This is a genomic window from Bacillus sp. FSL R9-9410, assembly GCF_038050385.1.
In the GTDB taxonomy this organism is placed as follows: domain Bacteria; phylum Bacillota; class Bacilli; order Bacillales; family Bacillaceae_G; genus Bacillus_A; species Bacillus_A cereus_U.
Map to the genome: position 1 here is coordinate 2,223,522 of NZ_JBBOTV010000001.1, position 17,431 is coordinate 2,240,952.

Sequence of the window (17,431 nt, forward strand, 5' to 3'; positions counted from 1 at the left end):
CCGCTTTGACTTGTTATAAACTGCATTCAAATACATGAAATGAATTCCCTTCACCATATCCATCTTTTATTTCATGAACAACAATTTGACTAAATCCATTAGTAATAAGTATATTTTCAAATTCTTTTAAATCATATAGTCTTATAGGAAAATCCATAATCTCAGTTTCTACTATTTTCTCATCATGAATGACTTCATATTTCAGTATAATATTTAGAAGTTTTTGCGCCTTATCATATGAAACTTTTCTATACTCAACAATTAATTCATTATTAATTTCTTTTCTATTTGTCTCTATCCAATCTAGAATTTGTTCTGTCTCACTTCCACCTTGTACAATTGTTAGAAGCAATTTTCCATTTTCCTTTAAGTTATTTTTCATATTTTGAAGACTAATTTCTACTAAATTATCAGGTAACAGTGAAAATGAACTTATAGGAATCATAATAAGATCATATTTTTTATCACTATGGTATTCTTCTATTCTTCCTAGTGACACAACCAGTTTTAAGTTTAATTTTCCCGCTTTCTCTTTACACACTTTGAGCATGTCTTCTGAAAGGTCGAATCCTTCTATATTCACACCATTTTGTATAAAAGGAATTAGCATTCTACCATTTCCGCACATTGGTTCTAACACTTTCATATTTTTGTCTTTTACAAAAGAAAGATAAAAATCCAATTCTTTTCCACTCGCAATTGATTTATCATTTTCATATATCTTTGTACAAAGTTCTCCATAATACGTATGCAATTGTAATTCACCTCTTAATTTGAAATGAATGGACATTTTCCTACATATGTCTCACTATTTATTTGTTTTATAACAAACGGTGCAATATCCCCATTTTGAATTTTGATTCCTGGCATATCTACTAAACTCTCTTTAATATCACCAATCCCATTTCCCTCTATAACAAACGGTAATCTAACAATTGTCCAATCTATTTCACTACTTTGTATAATTTGCAATTCTTTATATTTATCCTGCATCATCTTTGGAAGAAATAATCGAAACAAATTAGCCCCTATTTTATTTGCAATTCCCTTCTGATCTCCTTTTACATTTAAGGAGCCTCCAGAAATAAGAATATAGCGCTTCATTTCATATTCCTTCATTACTTTTAAAATATGCTTCGTAACTGTACTAAAAATATAAGGTTCATTTTTCGGCTGACCCACCGCATTAATCACAGCTTTACACCCTTGAAGTAATTCCTGTATGACTGAAAAATCGCGGGCATCCCCACTGATAGTCTCTATATTTTCATTAGTTATCGTCATATTTTTAGAATTTCTCGTTAATATTCGTACTTGATAGCCCTTTTCTAACGCTTGATTTACGAGGAATTTTCCGACTTTTCCATTCGCACCAAGAATCGCTATTTTATTTGTAGCTTTCATCACTATACTCCTCTTACTATACATTGTTAACTACAGTAATCTCATAAACACGTAAAAAAGTAATTAAATGCTCACATGCTCGTTCACATGCTAACATTTTAAAAACCTTTTGTTCTCCTTTCGTTTTGTCATTCGCTTGATCTGAGGCAGCTTTTAAACATAGAAATGGTTTTTTATTTACATGACACACATAAGCGAATGCTGCCACTTCTTGATCAACGGCTAAAGCACCGTATACAGTATGCAGTAAATATCTCATTTCTGAACTTCGAATACGTTGATCTCCAGATAGAAATGTACCAAAATGGACCGGGTCATACGATCGCAATTTCTTCATCCGTTTTACAAGTGATTTAGTTGTTTCAATGGGTGCTGTTCTACCATCATATAGATTAAAACTATCTTCTCCTGAGCCAGCTGCTGTAACATCATGCTGCAAAGTATTAAGAGCTACAACGATGTGTCCATTTTTCACCTTATCTGATAAACTCCCGCAAATCCCTGTCATAAATAACTGGTCTGGCTGGAATTCACTTATTAATAGTTGTACACAACTAGCACAACTTACTTTACCGACACCAGTTACAACTGAAATAACTTCTAATTCATTAATAGAATGAAAATGAAATTCCCAAGCTGCTATTTTTTCTACACGCTCACTTGGATAATGTTGATGCAAATACGTAAGCTCTGGTTCCCATGCAGATACAATTGCGATCCTTTTCATTACACACTTCACTTCCTCCTATTTTCATGTAAATAAGTCATCTATACTCTCTCGTTCATATTCTGGTATCCACTCTTTATACTTCTCATATAAATCCCGTATCTTTTCTTTATTCTTCGCAATTACTTCACATCCTCTATCATCGTCAACTCCCCTCACTGAGATGAAGCATTTCAGTGGGGGCTTGAGTTAGAACTCTAGGTCTTTTCGTCTATCGCTAGACAGTTTGACGCTCTAGAGTTCATGCCACCTTATGGTAACACCCCAAGTAAGTTTTTGGTTGGTACTGGCAACGAACTCTCGTTTTCCCACTTGCACCACCCTTTCGAAAAAGAGCAATTCTTCCTTGTAGAAGAAGCCACCACTCAGATTACTCCGGCGTGTGCTACAAGCCCCGACAAGTCGAGTACACATGGATGGTTGACGCACCCACTAAGCCATGCACGAAGCAACAGCCTTACTTTTTTGCACTTCTAATAGGATCGGCGTTTTCACTTTGAGATTTTCATGTAATTCTACAACTCTTGATTTTTGCAATGTATTCAACGCACCATTAATATCCGCATGGATACACTTTCCTGATTTACTTTGATACAGACCACGAGTGATTCGTTTGCCACTAAAACGATAATTAATCTCATCATCCTTAAACCAAACAGGAATCCTATCTTTGTCTAGGAAACTGGCTTTTGAGGTATAGCTTTCTTCTTGTTTCAAAAATCGGATGCCTTCTTTTACACATTTATTCTCAATTGCTGAAATCAGTTTATGAAATGGGATTTGAACAAATTTTTGATTATTCTTTTTTCCCATATCAGATTTTTGTTTCCAACCAGTGTTATAACCTACGACAACAGTATCTATCTTGAATACTTTCACTTTTTTAAACAACAGGCCTACAGTTTGTGAAATGTAACCATTTATTTGTCTTTCTCGTTTATGCCAAAGTGCAGCCATTTGATTCGTTACAACACGTTTTGAAAGTCCATTTTCCATATTTTTCTGTTGTAGATTACGTATCATTTTGTTGAAGTATTGGTTAATGGATTTTAATTTTTTCCCATCAATTAAGAATGTATCACCTGTATTTGTTGCACAACTTAATAATCTGTCTACACCTAAATCGCAACTCAAAGCGTTACTAGTAGTCGTGGATTGTTTCTTCATTTGAGAAACGTGCATCTCATATGTATAATGCACCTCAAAGAACCGACCTTTTTGCTTGGGTACAATCTCAATGTAGGAAATTTTTTTATTTCTTAAATTTTTAGGCATACGTATTTTAATGGAACCGAATTTTTTCCTGAATGCCACATTCATCGGAATCATCCAATACCCGTTATCATCAACTTTTGGAACTTGATAGATTTCAATGATTCGTTTGTCAGTTGAACCAGAATAATTCGGAAACTTAGGACGGCCTGTGAATTTCTCAGGATTTTTCTTCCACTGTTCCAATGCTTTAAAAAAGCTCTTCACTTCTGTATATAAGGCTCTACGAATAGCTTGAACAGAGTTTGATTGAATGCCCCAATAGTTCATATCGGCTTGCATGGCAGTGTCCACTTCTTTTACAGTAGCCATTTTATTATTATTCAAATAACTTTGTTTAATGGTGTACAATCCAACATTTCGCAATGCTTTTGAACTATGCGACATGCGTTGAAGTAAACGAAATTCTTTAGCCGTGAGGCAAGCTCGTCCGATATTCTGTTTCTGAGTGAATCGTTGCATGTTTTCTATTTTCTTTTGTTTACGTAATACTTTAACTGCTTTCTTTCTAGCCATTGTTTTCACCACCCTTCTCAGAGAGTTCAGCCTATTGACTGACGGCAATTCATCTCCCCCTGAATTGTTGGGCTTCACCCGTAACACAAATCAGATGGAGTCTTCTTGCCGAAAAGGATAAATAAACATGATAATATCTTTCGTTGCATTTATGAGAAATACATCTGGATAAGAAATTTCTTTCTTACGCCCAAAACGCGGGTGAAGCCCTGAGAAATCTTCATGATTAGCAGCTTTAATAAGCGATTGGTATTTAATATCTTCCGCAAAGCATTTTAACGAAAATTGATATGTACAATATAAATCTACTTCTTCATCATTAAATAAAAATGGTAAAGTTTCTTGTCTAACCTGAAACTTTAATTCCCTCTTTTTAATAAATCGATTATATACATTTATTTTCTGCGAATTTTTCACATTTTCCTTTTTAAATCAATAAACATTTGTTACTAAAAACACTTCATCTTCTTTTGAAAATATATCTTCAAATAAATATTTATTATATGTATATAGTCGAGAGAAGTATTCCATGTTTAAATCGTCGTTTCCTTCTATATTTTGATATTTATCTTTCCCAAAATCAAAATGAAGATGATTTTCCCACTGAAAGTATATGAACGGTACTAATGTAACTCCTGGGAATGTTTGATTCATATATTCTTTTAATTGCATTTTTATACCCTTTCTACTCTACAATTTCTTTTAAATTCCGAATTGAATTTTTATATGTAAATTCTTTATTGTATTTTAATAGAAAAGCTTTAATATCATTTTCTATTTTTCCAGTTGGAGTAAATGAATATATATCATTATATAACATAGCAAGTCCCCCTTATAACTATCTTTCAGTATAATGTGGAGTTTAAATATTCTTCTTATTTTATATTCGTTATGAATGTTTTAATTCCTTTTTAATACGATACATGAAATTTTATGTAGAAACATTACTACAAAATACATAAATGTTTGATATTATAGTAATGTTGATTAATTGTAAGGAAAGGAACTAACTATAAAATGAATAAAAACATATTAATTATTGATGATGATAAAGATATTGTAGAATTACTGGCTGTTTATTTACGAAATGAAGGCTATAACATTTATAAAGCTTATGATGGTGATGAAGCATTACAAATGATATGTACATATGAAGTTGACCTTATGCTTTTAGATATTATGATGCCAAAACGAAACGGATTGGAAGTTTGTCAAGAAGTGCGTGAAAATAATACTGTACCTATCCTTATGCTTAGTGCAAAGGCTGAAGATATGGATAAAATTTTAGGACTTATGACCGGCGCAGATGATTATATGATTAAACCGTTTAATCCACTAGAATTAGTGGCTAGAGTGAAAGCTTTATTACGAAGATCCTCTTTCCAAAATGCTACTTCCCAAAAGAATGAAGATGGTATTATTCGTATTCGTTCTGTTGAAATACATAAACATAATCATACTGTTAAAGTAAATGGAGAATATATTAAACTCACCTCTATCGAATTTGATATTTTATATTTACTAGCGAGTAATACTGGAAGAGTATTTAGTTCTGAAGAAATATTCGAACGTGTTTGGAATGAAGATGGTTATGGTTCTAATAAAACGGTAATGGTCCATATTAGTAATTTACGGGATAAACTTGAAACAGTAATGAATAGTGAAAAACTGATTCATACGGTTTGGGGAGTAGGCTATAAAATTGAGAAATGAAGCATTTGATATATTAAAAGATATTCCAAAATGGAAGATTATTTTTTGGCTTGTATTAGCTATCACTCTTACACCTATTACCGAATTAATTATATATCGTCTCGTTACGAGTGTAATTGAGAGTTCACTTACTCTAAGCGAACTAGGTAAAGAATTCATTCGAATTTTTGGTTATGAAAAGTATAGAGGGATAAAGGAATCTTTATGGCTGATGATCGTTTCTTATTTGTTTTTATTTTCTATTTTCTCATCCTATCTTTACATTTTTTATCGTCATGAAAGAAAGCTTTACTATAAAACTTGTATTAAAAAAATGATTGAAGAAATTCGATATGTTGCAAGTGGAAACTTTAATCATAAAGTTTCTATTGTACACCATAATTATTTAGAAGAATTAGCAACTGGCGTTAATCAAATTGTTGAACAGTTAAAAGTATCAATTGATGAAGAAAGACAGGCGGAACAAGCAAAAAGCGAACTTATTACGAATGTATCACATGACTTACGAACGCCTCTTACATCTATAGTTGGATATGTGAATTTAATCCATCATGATAATTATAGAGATGAAGTAGAATTGCGTCATTACATACAAGTCATTTACGATAAAGTAACCCGTCTCAACGCATTAATGAATGATTTGTTTGAATATACACGTGTTCAAAATAAAGAGTTAAGTTTAAATTCTGTTCCCATTGATATTGTAGAATTGCTTGGACAATTAACTGTCCAATTTCGGATACAGCTTCAAGAAGCTAATATTGAATGTCGCCCTTCTTTCCCATCTCAAAAGCTAATGGTACTAGCTGATGGGGATAAATTAGTACGTGTGTTTGAAAACCTAATCATAAACGCTATTACTTATGGAAATGATGGAAATCATATTGATATTACCGCTTACGAAAGCAATACTACGATCGCAATTGATATAACAAATTACGGACATGCTATTCCAAGTACCGATTTACCTCATATTTTTGAACGTTTTTATCGCGTAGAGAAATCACGATCGACAAACACTGGTGGATCCGGACTCGGATTAGCAATTGCAAAAAGTATTGTCGAACTGCACAAAGGAACAATTGAAGTATATAGTGATGATGAAAAGACAACTTTCACTGTAAAATTACTTCCATACAAATGTTAATAAAACATATTTTTAGGTTCAATTTCTTATCATATAAGAAATTGAACCTTTAATTTTCCATCAAAATCCAAAATTAATGAATTCCTTAAAATTCTTTAGAAATTCTTTACCTTTTCTTTCTTCCTAATTAAGCATTCCTTCTTACAATAATATTATTGATGTAATAGTAGGAGGATCGCTTATGCAATTCTTGAAAAAAATAACAATTTTATTATTATCTTTTTTTATTACTGCACTTATCGTTTTATACTTTTATCTTTATGTAAATGGTCCAATTATTCAAGCTAAATCAGCTATCTTAATAGATACTAATTCTGGTAAAATTATTTATAAAAAAAATGAAAGCACTCTCATTCAGTCGGCCACTTTATCTAAATTAATGACAGAGTATATTGTGATGGAACAACTTCATGATGGCAAAATACAATTAGATGAATCTGTAAAAATAAGTAACGACGTTTTTCAAACTGAAACGAGTCCTATACATGTAACATCGAATGATAAAACAACCGTTCGTGATTTACTAAATACATTGCTTTTAACCGGCAATAATCGTTCTGCACTTGAACTAGCAGAACACATTGCTGGAAATGAAGATAATTTCACATCGTTAATGAATGAAAAAGCAAAACAACTAAAGTTATCACAACAATCTCCATTTTTAAATTCCACTGGAATAGATAGTGAGAAGAATAAACAATCGATTACAACAGCGATAGACGCAGCCGAAATAGCTGCACAATTAATAAAAGACTATCCAGATGTATTAAATATAACTAAACTAACCTCTTACCCATTTACCTTCAAAGATTTTCAAGTTCTCAACACAAATAAAATGATTTATTCTCTTGATAAAAACATTAAGCTAAAAGGTGTTGATGGCTTGCAAACTAGTTTGTCAACTAACGGTAATTATAGTTTTGTTGGTACAGCAAAACAAGGAGATACAAGGTTTATTTCTGTAGTATTAGACGCCAATGAAGAAAACACGGCTTTTGTTGAAACAAAAAAGTTACTTCAATACGGTTTTGAACCTACCTCATATTCTGCACTCCAAGCTTTCAAAGACGCTATTACATCTTGGACCATTTTACTTCAGTTTAAAAATTTAATTATACAAACGATTATGATCTTTTTAATCATTACCACCTTAATGTTTTTACATATACGTCAGAAAAAATCAGAGGATTTCAACTAAAAGTTCTCTTTTATATAAAAAGCCGACTTGCATTTAGCAAGTCGGTTTCTAAATCTATAATCCCCGTCCAATTAAATTCGCTGAAACGGGCTGAAGATTTAACTCCCTCGCCCATATAGATACCTGACCAATATGATGAATTTCATGTGCAATTACGTGCCTTAAAACTTCACCGTATTTATATGTTTTATCTGTCCATGAAGCTTTTAATATTTTTGATTCGAAGTCGCCAGACCATAATTGCAAAAAGTTATCTAATTCTCGTCTATATAAATCAGATAATGCTTTCACTTTTTTGATTGATTGATAATCTTTAAACTGTGGTTCATTATCCTCTTTTTCTTGAAGTGCACTAATCCAGCTATACTCAACATCTACAATATGGAAAAGTGTTTCTAAAATACTCCCAACACCTCCAACACGTTTGCGAAGCAATTCTTCCTCTGTAAGTTGTTCACACCACTTAAACCAATCATCTCTTACTTGCCTCTACATAAGCTTTTCTCGCATGTGTTATATAATGATTCAAATCTTTATGCAGTTCAATAATTGATTTATCTTTAAAATCCCTTATAATCCGTCTAGCCATCGCAATATCTAAAGGAGTGTCAACATAAATAGATACATCAATTAAATCCCGCATGCTACTATTTAAGTAAGCAAACGGATAATCTACAAGAATATAGTCTATATCATAATTATTTTTATAGGTATTCCGTATTAGTTGGATTTAATTGATTACGGCTATTTTTAAAGATGACATATCAGCGATATTTTATGTCTATTCCGTATAGGTGTTAGCAAGTTCGTTTGCAAACTTGTTAGCACTTTTTTATAAAAATTGTATAATGCTTTACAAAGTAGGAATCCGTTTTGATCAATCTTTTTTCAAAATGGATTCCTTTTGTCTCTTATCAATATTCAAATGTTACAGTAGTACCATTAAAACCATCAAAACAATTAGAGCAATTAGAGCAATTAGAGCAACCACCACAACCAAAACAACTAAAGCAACCGAAGCAACCAAAACAACGAAATCCACCACAACGACCACCACCGCCACAACCGCCACAACGACCACCACCGCAACCGCCACAACGACCACCACCGCAACCGCCACAACGACCGCAACCGCCACAGCGACGAGCATCATCTTTAATATAGTAATATGGATATTGGTTTTGCTGGTCCCAATACACAATATTTCCAGACTGATAATCATTAAGGCTTAACGCTTGTAGTTCTTGTTGAAACTTATTCATCTTCATGACCTCCGTTTATAAACTACAACCCCATCGATGCTTTCCTATATTTCTGTTCGTTAAATCTAAGTAGAAATAGCGCTATAAACTAAGTTCAATACGTACACCAACAAAATATGACCTATCATTAGATGATGCACCTTGTTCATATGCCTATTTTTAGGTTATTTTTACTATGGGCTCATTTTTATAAATGGAAATTATAAAATATGAATTTAAACAATAACATTTAGATTTATGTCATCATTTTCTAGTTCTATAGTCGTATATTCCATAATTTTGTTTGGTCATCTTCGTATTTCCAATATGCACTCCCATCTTTATTTTTCTTCGCTTCAATATCTGCTATATCAGAGCTAATTTTATAAGTATTTATAATTAGTGATTTCTGCTAAAAAAAGTCTATTTTTATGAATGGCATATCAGCGATATTTTATATCTATTCCGTATAGGTGTTAGTACTTTTTATATTGCTTCTATTACATACACCTTCATAAATACATCGTACTTTGCTGCTAAGTCCTCCAGTTTCTTTTCTCTGTATTTTGTAATCGTAAAAAAAGGAACGATTGGCATCTTAAAAAATATTTATACTCTTTATTGTTTCCATTCATATTCTAACATGCTCATTTCCCATAAGTTCCAATACTTAGCTCCTACTTTTCTTGACTCTCTTAATAATCCTTCTTTTACAAATCCTATTTTTTCGTAACATGAAATGGCTGACGTATTAAAATCATAAACACCAAGAGTAACTCTATGCAGTTTCAATTCTTCAAAAGCAACCTGAAGTACTGCTTTCATCATATATTTCCCTATTGAATGTCCTCTCATTTCCGTATCACCAACTAGCACTTTTCCAATTCTTGCAGATTTATTTATATTATCTATTTGTCCAAGCGAAATATGACCAATAACTGCTTCAGTCTCTTCATCTATTACTTTGAAAGCGAGTGTATTTGCACTTTCTATATATTTCTCTAATTGCTGTTCATTTAAAGGATATGTAAATGCATTTCCTGACCATTGTATTAAAAATCCTTCGGAATCGACCCAATTAATTAATTGTTTGAAATCAGTTCTTGTAAATTGTTTCAGCTTGATCACTCTCATTCTCCTTTCACACAACCTTTTATACACCTTCAAATTTATTTCTATATGAAAAATATATTCCCTTTTAAACGTAGAGTAGAAAACTGAAACAGATTAAATTTTCTTTAGGGATGGCTTTGCCATCCCTTTTCTGTTTCAGCTTCCCCTCATCAAACCGTACGTGAGGTTTTCCCTCATACGGCTTTCCGATGTTCTTCCTTCTTTGGCGTTCAGTTTTGTTCTATCCTCCTACTTTCACGAGTGTATATGTTGTTTTCTTCATCAAGTCCTTGATACGACCATGTTTCTTTCGAACATTTCTTTTCTTATTCCAAAAAAGGTTAAGTCGTTCTAGGACGTACCAGTCTATTTTACAGAGCCACTTCTGTCCAATTGAAGATAAGCTATAATAATTCTTGAATCCTTGCAGAATTCTATTTAAACCTTTCACCATCTCTTCCAATTGTAAATACAGTTTGTTCCTCGGCTCTGTGTATCTTTTAATGCGTTCCCGCATTTTCTTCATGGCTTTCTGGCTCGGAATATGTGCCATCACATGCACTTTCTTCCCGCCTTTCACATGTTTAGAGTATTTTCGGTGGTGAAATCCTAGAAAATCAAATCCCTCGTTTCCATCCCACGTATTCACTAGCTTCGACTTTTCTGTATGGATTGTAAGTTCTAACTTATTCATAATGGATTGTAGTATCCGAATACTCTCTAATGCTTGTTGTTTTGTTTGACATACGATGACAAAGTCATCCGCATATCGAATTAGTTCCCCCAAATGTTTACACTTCTTTTCCCAAATGGTATCCATATAGTTTAAATATATATTAGAAAGTAATGGAGATATCACGCCACCTTGTGGTGTACCTAATGTCGTTTCATGAAATTGCGCATGTTCCATGATTCCCGCTTTCAACCATTTTCTAATGAGTTTTAACACTCTTCGGTCACTGATTCTTCTTTCTACAAGCCTCATTAATTTGTCATGATTAATATTGTCAAAGTATCCTTGTATGTCTACATCTACAATCCAATGAGATGTTTTACTCGCTTTCCGTATCTTCGATATCGCTTGATGTGCGTTTCGTTTCGGGCGAAACCCATACGAACAGTCTTGAAAATCGGCTTCGAAGATAGGTTCTATCACCAATTTCGTTGCCATTTGTACAACCCTATCCTTGATCGTGGGAATTCCAAGCGGTCTTTGTTTTCCATCACCTTTTGGAATATACATTCTTCTTACAGCTTGTGGATGGTATGATTTACTTTTCAATTCTATATATAATTCATTGAGAAAGTTTCGTTCTCCATATTGATACACGATTTCTTCAATCGTCTGTCCATCAATTCCACCGCTCCCTTGATTCCGTTTTACCCTTCTCCATGCTTCAGCCAATATGTCAGGACGATATATTTTGTCATACAACGCGTGAAACCTACGACTTGAACTTTCTTTGGCACAAAGATATAAAGTCTTCCAAAGTTCTTGAGCTTTTACATCAGTGTAGTTAGCTAGTTTTCCAGCATTCACTCACTCTTACCTCCTTCCAACTTATGAACAAAGTAGAGGTCCTTCCCTACATAACGTTGTGTTGTCGTTATGATATTCAGTACTATGACCTCCTCCGACTCCCTCTTTACAGTCCACCATTTCGTATATGCTTATAGGTTTCCTCTCTCCTTTCTGAAAGAAAGGGCAAAGGAGGGGTCTCCCCAGTTCCAGACACTACTTTCTCAACATACCGCCCTCCGTACCCCGAGGGATTCTTCGATGTCGTATTTCCAAGTTCTTCACATCTTCCATGGTCTTCGCCCATATTCACCAGGCTCGACTTCCCTTTGTCCTATTGCTAGGTTGCTTTTAACGAGGCGGCAAGGTTCACTTTATGTTACGGTCTGTTGATTCGCTCGCACTTCTAGTAGAAGTTACTTTGTCACAGGGCTTCAACCTTAGGATTTCTCCACCAGCTGCCTGTCAGCTACTAGGCGACTTGGCTCTTACCTAGGCTGGACTTTCACCAGCAAGCAGTGCCCAGCTTAGCTGGGCACGCAAAATAAAAAGCCATTCATAAGAATGGCTTAGCATCAATAAAGCATAATTAATCTTTATTTGCTACGTCAACACCGTTAAAATCAAACTCATCAGTAACAGTTGTAGCAGGTGGTAAAATTGCTTCAATTTTACAAAGAGATATAATTGCTGCAACTGAACCAGGAATAGCAGCTAGCTTAACAACATCGCAAGTTACCGAAGAAACAGTACCTATATAAGTACGTCCTTCAGTGTTAATTCGCACTGTTTTATTAATTAATTTTTTAAGCTCATCTCTAATTCCTTGTACACAAGAGCTGTCACATTTCTCATTCTTTTCCTTTTTACACTCTTCAAAAATGTCCCAACAATCATCATGCTTACACGTACATTTCTTTCTACAATTATTAAATCGAGAACCCAAAACCTCACCCCCTAATCCTTTCTACTAGTAAAGTATGTCCAATAGCTTAAAAGTGTACGAGACAAAAGCATAGAAACAAAAAAACAAACACTTGTACTAAACCTTCTTATTTATACTTTTAATAAGCCGGCTCCTTGAATAGGGACCACCTTTTCCTATTACTTCACATATACATAGGCTTTGTTTGCAGTGATATGGTGTATTTTTCCTTTACCATTGTGAAATATACATTCAGAAAAGCTTACTCCAAAATAAGATATTATTTAAAATCTTAACGTTTCCTTCAACAAGTGTTTGTTGATTAATATCATAACCAGTAGTTCTCTCAACTATCTCTTGAAAATTAGCATAGTTTGTATGAATTCTATATCTAGTAGAAAGCACTCTATCATATAAAGGTAAAATAATAGGTTAATAAACAAGCCATTCTTTTACTAAAACATAGAATAGTATGAATCCTATTGAAGGGAGGTATAAAAGAATGTCCTGGAAAAATGATTGCTGGAGTTCTAAGAAAAAGCATTGTTGTGATGACTGGTGGAAATCTAAAGAAAAGAATCATTGTGATGATGATTGGAGTTCTAAGGAAAAGCATTGTAATGATGATTGGTGGAAATCTAAAGAAAAGAATCATTGTGATAATGATTGGAGTTCTAAACGAAATAAGTGTCGTTGTAAATGTTTCTTTATTTGTTGTCATTGTAAAAGAAAAAATTGGTAATATTTTCAATATCAACTTAAAAGAAAGAACATGTCTTTTGTGACCGATAAATACTAGAATGTAATATACAAAAAGCTGACTAAGTATAGTCAGCTTTTTGTATATGAACACGTAGAGATTTATTTTAATATAGTTCTTATTAGAAAAGGATTATTTTATATAGATTACTATAAGCATCCATAAAGCCAAGGCGCCAATGATAGCGAGCGCTATACGTGTAGATAGTACCCTTAATTCAAAGTCTGTTTTCTTGGAGGGTTCAGGATATGCAATTATGTAGATTCCCTTTAATAATGCAAGCCATGCAATAACCGTTAGGAACCCCTGCCAGTTGAATACCCATACATTATGTAGGATTACACTACCTAACCCTAGGAAAATCGATAGAAAACCATACATAATACCAAATCCTCTGTCTTCAACCACTAATTTTTTCAATTCACGTAGTACCGATGGACGTACGAAAAGTATTCCCGATACGATAACCGTTATCCATCCCCAAAACAATCCTAAAAAAGTACTAGTTACCATTATTAGTTCACTCCCCTCAATTATTTATATTTCAGATATTCCCCCCTTTAGAACAATTCCAACATCTTTATATATAGGCTAAATTCTGCTCTTTTTTAATACAAACATGGCATATTCTATGCCCATCCTTAATCACCTCATTTCTCTACAAAATGAAATTTTTATATCATTCTTCGTCATCATCTATCCGAATCAACCGACGTCGCTTTGTACTATTACCGCACACTTTTTCATAGCTTGGAGCTAGCATGCACCAAAGCCAATATAATGATTTATTCGCCTTTTCACTACCCTCTAAAATTGTCCCCTCTGTAATAAAATGATCACCTTGATACAATGTATACTCGCTTGTCCCATGGAATCATCATTATTCCCCTCCCTATTAAAATAGCGTTTTTGTTTCAAATAATGCTCTCATTAATTTGGACGCATTTACCAGTGTATTTACCAAAAAATTCATGATATCGTTAACTAGTCGAGTACGTCATTACTTGACGATTACCCTTAGGAACCCCGCGACAATCGGGGTTCCTTTTATTTAAATAAGGATTTTGTTTAAACTTTACAAAACTCACCTATATTAAAATATCTTCTAAAATTCCCATTGAACATTTATAATACTTTTAAACGGTTTAAATTCTACAATTAGTAATGGAGGCATTTTAATGGGAAACATCCCAAAAGTATCATCACACCAATCAAATCCTAATATACCCTCACAGCAAGTGAACCCTAATACCCAACAAGGTAATATTAAAAAAACAAGACGCCGTATTATAACTACTTTGGCTATTATATTACCTATAATTTTTGTCCTTCAATATTCTCTGAATAACCAACAAGAAATGATTAAAGAAAAACAAATCACGCTGAATACGGAGCAACAAAAATTATCTTCTGTAAAGAAGGATGGTCATTCCCTTAAGAATGATGTTAAAGTTTTAACAGGTAGTGAAGAAGAAATTTTAAAATTCGCAAGGAAACTGTATGGATTTTCTAAACCGAATGAAACTATATTTCAAATAACTGAATAAAATTACACTGCATTACCCAAAAGGCGATTTGAAGATAATCGCCTTTTTATATTTAATTTCTAAAGAAATCATACTAATCTCTCTTTCTATCATATAACTATTTTATTTAATTTGTTAAAATACAACCGCTTGTCCATTTCACTTTGCTCTGTCATTACATTTACTATTAGTAATACGATTTTTAGAGGTGATAAATAATGGACGAGTTTTTATCTTTTGTTGCACTTAATCCGGGTTCTATTGGACCTACACTTCCACCTGTTCAACCCTTTCAATTCCCTACTGGTCCCACCGGTTCTACAGGAGCTACTGGTGCTACCGGTTCAACTGGTTCAACCGGACCAACCGGACCAACTGGACCAACCGGACCAACCGGACCAACCGGACCAACCGGACCAACCGGACCAACCGGACCAACCGGACCAACTGGATTTAATCTTCCTGCTGGGCCTGCATCTATTACCTTGACTTCTAACGAAACCACAGCATGTGTATCCACTCAAGGAAATAATACTTTATTTTTTTCGGGTCAAGTATTAGTAAACGGTAGTCCTACTCCAGGAGTAGTGGTCAGTTTTTCATTTAGTAACCCTTCTCTTGCTTTCATGGTTCCTCTTGCGGTCATTACCAATGCTTCAGGTAACTTTACCGCTGTATTTCTAGCCGCTAATGGGCCTGGAACAGTAACCGTTACTGCTTCACTTCTTGATTCTCCTGGAACAATGGCTAGCGTCACTATTACCATTGTGAATTGTCCGTAATGGTTTTATTTTTAAGGACTAAGCAATATCTAATAAGATGAGCACTGATTTACAGTGCTCTTTTTTATCATTGGGATGTTCCTTTCAAATGAAATTTCGTAACACCCTACTAGTTGCGATAGGTAAGACTTTGAAGTTATCTCGATCTTTTCCCCCGCTTAACACTGTACGTGCGACTTTCATCGCATACAGCGCCCCATCTTATTCTTCTATACTAAAGCAACTAGATTACAAACAATGTTGTACTCACCAACGTATTAATTCCCCTTTCTTACGAAAGGTCACATCATCTTACTCGATCCTGTGAGTTACATCTAATTGATTTAGTTTTCAAAGAACAAGACTAGGGACTATCCCTCCACATTTATTACATGCTTCTTCGGTACTATGTCCCCACCTTCACAAGAATGAAGCAATTTCGGTTCGTTAGAACCTTATATGCACCTGTCTGCTAGTAGGCGTTGATGACAGTTTCTTGCTTACCACGTTCCAATTGACTTAGCTATACATATATCCTTAGGTGCTTGCTTTAAGCCTGTTATCTTTACACCCTCATCGTTAGATGTTCCGAATTTCATATCATTTACTCTTACTTTTCGGTAGATAACGTCGTCATTGACGACATACACATTTCTAATGTATTAAGCGTTTAGACCCGTACATTCGCAAGTTCGCCAGTTCATTTGGACATTCTCACCATAGATATTTTGTAGCATCCCGACCTATCCATCACCATATGATTTTTCACTTAGGTTTTGTTCAGCCGACTTCACCTAGCTTCATACAATTTGTGACTACTATCACGCCTTGCATGTAGGAGTATCAGATAAGTAGTTTCAGCTCAACCTGACGGCTTTCATTCCTACTTTCAGTCAATCAGTTATTGTTATCAAATTGATAACCCTCCTATTTCGTGTCTGCACACTTATGAGGAAACGTGTCGCACAAATAACGCTTTTATTAAGAACTAATGATCTTTATATTTCTTAAGCTTGTCATCACAAGTAATTTTTATAATTAGTTAAATTCTCAATATAGTTTGTGTATATAATTCCATTCAAAGATACATAATACCCACGTAACTATTTAAAAGCACTTCGTTTTTATATCTAAGTTCAAAAAGGAGCTACATAACATGGATAAAAAAGATTTATTAAGTCAACAACTTGATCCTGTGTCATTAGATGCGCTGAATACTCCTAGTAAGGCCCAAGAACAACTGCAAGAAACATCTCAGGAGGCACATAATTCAAACAAAAAGGACAGTACTCAATCTTTACATGTTGAAGATTTACCAAATTAAGACGTATATAGGACAACGAACAAATAGTAAATTTTAAGGGGGAAAATCTTAAGAACGAGTGAACGTAATTTTCCCCCTTTTCCTATCTAAATAACACTTTAATATGAAATCCGTACACATTTTTGACACATTCACTATCGCAATCTCCTGAAAATTCGTGATAATATTAATTTGTCGAATACGCCAAATTTCGACATTGAACGACAATGATATCTCCCTTATTGAATCCCTGTCCCCCAGGGATTTCTCCTTTTATTCATTACTTTTTTCTTCACTAAATTTTCA

The 17,431-nt window shown here is 33.9% G+C and carries 18 protein-coding genes and 7 pseudogenes; 7 read left to right on the plus strand and 18 right to left on the minus strand.

Annotated elements, in window-relative coordinates; all coding sequences use genetic code 11:
• Window positions 1-13 precede the first annotated feature (13 nt).
• The 7 genes and pseudogenes from MKX77_RS11650 to MKX77_RS11680 form a co-directional block, all read right to left on the minus strand.
• Window positions 14-754, minus strand: a complete 741-nt coding sequence (locus MKX77_RS11650; RefSeq protein ID WP_341306714.1) for a class I SAM-dependent methyltransferase — start codon at window positions 752-754, stop codon at window positions 14-16.
• Window positions 755-768: 14 nt separating this feature from the next.
• Window positions 769-1,404, minus strand: a complete 636-nt coding sequence (locus MKX77_RS11655; RefSeq protein WP_341306715.1) for an SDR family oxidoreductase — start codon at window positions 1,402-1,404, stop codon at window positions 769-771.
• 16 nt (window positions 1,405-1,420) lie between these two features.
• Window positions 1,421-2,131 carry a 5'-methylthioadenosine/S-adenosylhomocysteine nucleosidase gene (gene mtnN / locus MKX77_RS11660; protein ID WP_341306716.1) on the minus strand — a complete coding sequence of 237 codons (711 nt, stop codon included), beginning with the start codon at window positions 2,129-2,131 and terminating at the stop codon, window positions 1,421-1,423.
• 24 nt (window positions 2,132-2,155) lie between these two features.
• A pseudogene (locus MKX77_RS11665) lies at window positions 2,156-2,275 on the minus strand (DUF3885 domain-containing protein); the annotation flags it as partial.
• Between the two features lie 288 nt (window positions 2,276-2,563).
• A complete protein-coding gene (locus MKX77_RS11670) occupies window positions 2,564-3,919 on the minus strand; it encodes a transposase (protein ID WP_341306717.1) in 1,356 nt (451 codons plus the stop codon).
• Between the two features lie 108 nt (window positions 3,920-4,027).
• A pseudogene (locus MKX77_RS11675) lies at window positions 4,028-4,591 on the minus strand (DUF3885 domain-containing protein); the annotation flags it as partial.
• A gap of 25 nt (window positions 4,592-4,616) precedes the next feature.
• Window positions 4,617-4,739: pseudogene (locus MKX77_RS11680) on the minus strand (HD domain-containing protein); the annotation flags it as partial.
• A gap of 197 nt (window positions 4,740-4,936) precedes the next feature.
• On the opposite strand from MKX77_RS11680, the gene MKX77_RS11685 reads away from it, so the two are divergent.
• From MKX77_RS11685 to MKX77_RS11695, 3 genes are all read left to right on the plus strand, one after another.
• Complete coding sequence (locus MKX77_RS11685; RefSeq protein ID WP_341306718.1) at window positions 4,937-5,632, plus strand: response regulator transcription factor; 696 nt, start codon at window positions 4,937-4,939, stop codon at window positions 5,630-5,632.
• Complete coding sequence (locus MKX77_RS11690; protein WP_341306719.1) at window positions 5,622-6,779, plus strand: sensor histidine kinase; 1,158 nt, start codon at window positions 5,622-5,624, stop codon at window positions 6,777-6,779. The genes MKX77_RS11685 and MKX77_RS11690 overlap by 11 nt, the downstream gene beginning before the upstream one ends.
• Before the next feature lie 181 nt (window positions 6,780-6,960).
• Entirely contained in the window at window positions 6,961-7,977 is a 1,017-nt protein-coding gene (locus tag MKX77_RS11695) for a D-alanyl-D-alanine carboxypeptidase family protein (RefSeq protein ID WP_341306720.1), read from the plus strand.
• A 54-nt stretch (window positions 7,978-8,031) separates the two neighbouring features.
• Here the strand turns inward: MKX77_RS11695 and MKX77_RS11700 are convergent.
• From MKX77_RS11700 to MKX77_RS11725, 7 genes and pseudogenes are all read right to left on the minus strand, one after another.
• Window positions 8,032-8,463, minus strand: a pseudogene (locus MKX77_RS11700) (DinB family protein); the annotation flags it as partial.
• Window positions 8,462-8,677, minus strand: a pseudogene (locus MKX77_RS11705) (hypothetical protein); the annotation flags it as partial. The pseudogenes MKX77_RS11700 and MKX77_RS11705, both read right to left, overlap by 2 nt.
• Window positions 8,678-8,891: 214 nt before the next feature.
• Window positions 8,892-9,239 carry a heterocycloanthracin/sonorensin family bacteriocin gene (locus MKX77_RS11710; protein ID WP_341306721.1) on the minus strand — a complete coding sequence of 116 codons (348 nt, stop codon included), beginning with the start codon at window positions 9,237-9,239 and terminating at the stop codon, window positions 8,892-8,894.
• A 465-nt stretch (window positions 9,240-9,704) separates the two neighbouring features.
• Window positions 9,705-9,818, minus strand: a pseudogene (locus MKX77_RS30665) (replication-relaxation family protein); the annotation flags it as partial.
• An 18-nt stretch (window positions 9,819-9,836) separates the two neighbouring features.
• Complete coding sequence (locus MKX77_RS11715; protein WP_215556407.1) at window positions 9,837-10,346, minus strand: GNAT family N-acetyltransferase; 510 nt, start codon at window positions 10,344-10,346, stop codon at window positions 9,837-9,839.
• A 226-nt stretch (window positions 10,347-10,572) separates the two neighbouring features.
• Entirely contained in the window at window positions 10,573-11,871 is a 1,299-nt protein-coding gene (gene ltrA / locus MKX77_RS11720; protein WP_341306032.1) for a group II intron reverse transcriptase/maturase, read from the minus strand.
• Window positions 11,872-12,439: 568 nt separating this feature from the next.
• The gene (locus tag MKX77_RS11725) at window positions 12,440-12,796 is read right to left on the minus strand and encodes a hypothetical protein (RefSeq protein ID WP_002032241.1); all 357 of its coding nucleotides are present in this window, start codon (window positions 12,794-12,796) and stop codon (window positions 12,440-12,442) included.
• 461 nt (window positions 12,797-13,257) lie between these two features.
• On the opposite strand from MKX77_RS11725, the gene MKX77_RS11730 reads away from it, so the two are divergent.
• Window positions 13,258-13,560, plus strand: coding sequence for a hypothetical protein (locus MKX77_RS11730; protein WP_308033562.1), 303 nt, complete (start codon window positions 13,258-13,260; stop codon window positions 13,558-13,560).
• A 107-nt stretch (window positions 13,561-13,667) separates the two neighbouring features.
• Here the strand turns inward: MKX77_RS11730 and MKX77_RS11735 are convergent, their stop codons facing one another.
• Together MKX77_RS11735 and MKX77_RS11740 are read right to left on the minus strand one after the other, a co-directional pair.
• Window positions 13,668-14,048 carry a hypothetical protein gene (locus tag MKX77_RS11735; protein WP_215556406.1) on the minus strand — a complete coding sequence of 127 codons (381 nt, stop codon included), beginning with the start codon at window positions 14,046-14,048 and terminating at the stop codon, window positions 13,668-13,670.
• 166 nt (window positions 14,049-14,214) lie between these two features.
• Window positions 14,215-14,385: a hypothetical protein gene (locus MKX77_RS11740; protein ID WP_215556405.1), complete on the minus strand. Its 171-nt coding sequence runs from the start codon at window positions 14,383-14,385 to the stop codon at window positions 14,215-14,217.
• A gap of 328 nt (window positions 14,386-14,713) precedes the next feature.
• Between MKX77_RS11740 and MKX77_RS11745 the strand changes: the two genes are divergently transcribed.
• Entirely contained in the window at window positions 14,714-15,082 is a 369-nt protein-coding gene (locus tag MKX77_RS11745; RefSeq protein ID WP_341306722.1) for an FtsB family cell division protein, read from the plus strand.
• Window positions 15,083-15,279: 197 nt separating this feature from the next.
• Window positions 15,280-15,336, plus strand: a pseudogene (locus MKX77_RS11750) (exosporium leader peptide-containing protein); the annotation flags it as partial.
• A gap of 17 nt (window positions 15,337-15,353) precedes the next feature.
• Here MKX77_RS11750 and MKX77_RS11755 read toward each other — a convergent pair.
• Together MKX77_RS11755 and MKX77_RS11760 are read right to left on the minus strand one after the other, a co-directional pair.
• On the minus strand, window positions 15,354-15,566 hold the full coding sequence (locus MKX77_RS11755) for a hypothetical protein (protein WP_341306723.1): 213 nt from the start codon (window positions 15,564-15,566) through the stop codon (window positions 15,354-15,356).
• 45 nt (window positions 15,567-15,611) lie between these two features.
• Window positions 15,612-15,827 carry a hypothetical protein gene (locus MKX77_RS11760; RefSeq protein WP_002085442.1) on the minus strand — a complete coding sequence of 72 codons (216 nt, stop codon included), beginning with the start codon at window positions 15,825-15,827 and terminating at the stop codon, window positions 15,612-15,614.
• Between the two features lie 1,151 nt (window positions 15,828-16,978).
• Between MKX77_RS11760 and MKX77_RS11765 the strand changes: the two genes are divergently transcribed.
• Entirely contained in the window at window positions 16,979-17,146 is a 168-nt protein-coding gene (locus MKX77_RS11765) for a hypothetical protein (RefSeq protein WP_002065527.1), read from the plus strand.
• Window positions 17,147-17,431: the final 285 nt, after the last annotated feature.

What these genes read in the sequence shown, in the direction of transcription:
- MKX77_RS11655 (WP_341306715.1), bottom strand. Translation starts at nt 1,404, where the DNA reads ATGAAAGCTACAAATAAAATAGCGATTCTTGGTGCGAATGGAAAAGTC.
- mtnN (WP_341306716.1), bottom strand. Translation starts at nt 2,131, where the DNA reads ATGAAAAGGATCGCAATTGTATCTGCATGGGAACCAGAGCTTACGTAT.
- MKX77_RS11670 (WP_341306717.1), bottom strand. Translation starts at nt 3,919, where the DNA reads ATGGCTAGAAAGAAAGCAGTTAAAGTATTACGTAAACAAAAGAAAATA.
- MKX77_RS11685 (WP_341306718.1), top strand. Translation starts at nt 4,937, where the DNA reads ATGAATAAAAACATATTAATTATTGATGATGATAAAGATATTGTAGAA.
- MKX77_RS11695 (WP_341306720.1), top strand. Translation starts at nt 6,961, where the DNA reads ATGCAATTCTTGAAAAAAATAACAATTTTATTATTATCTTTTTTTATT.
- MKX77_RS11710 (WP_341306721.1), bottom strand. Translation starts at nt 9,239, where the DNA reads ATGAATAAGTTTCAACAAGAACTACAAGCGTTAAGCCTTAATGATTAT.
- MKX77_RS11735 (WP_215556406.1), bottom strand. Translation starts at nt 14,048, where the DNA reads ATGGTAACTAGTACTTTTTTAGGATTGTTTTGGGGATGGATAACGGTT.
- MKX77_RS11745 (WP_341306722.1), top strand. Translation starts at nt 14,714, where the DNA reads ATGGGAAACATCCCAAAAGTATCATCACACCAATCAAATCCTAATATA.
- MKX77_RS11760 (WP_002085442.1), bottom strand. Translation starts at nt 15,827, where the DNA reads ATGGTAATAGTGACGCTAGCCATTGTTCCAGGAGAATCAAGAAGTGAA.
- MKX77_RS11765 (WP_002065527.1), top strand. Translation starts at nt 16,979, where the DNA reads ATGGATAAAAAAGATTTATTAAGTCAACAACTTGATCCTGTGTCATTA.